Consider the following 267-nt stretch of genomic DNA (forward strand, 5'->3'; position numbering starts at 1 on the left):
GTGATGGTTTAGCGCGACATGTTTGACATCAAACAGGTTCTCGATGCCGAATGCTTTTTCCGCTTTCGTCATTCCGCTTTCAGTCAGCTGCACACTTTTTGTTTTAATATCATACGTGAAATCATCTTCGATTTTTAATGTACGGACAAATGCATTGGCTTGTACGTAAAGCTTTGTTGATTTCGCAGCTTGTCCAGAAATAATAAGAGGTGTTCTCGCTTCATCAATTAAAATGGAGTCAACCTCATCGATCACAGCATAATGAAG

Annotated in this window: 1 protein-coding gene; it reads right to left on the reverse strand. The window is 39.7% G+C overall.

Annotated elements, in window-relative coordinates:
- Nucleotides 1-267, reverse strand: a 267-nt coding sequence (locus AC0IXA_RS27565) for a preprotein translocase subunit SecA (protein ID WP_471814924.1), incomplete at both ends; no start/stop codon positions are given.

The sequence above is a fragment of the Pseudomonas sp. AC083 genome (genome assembly GCF_979253165.1).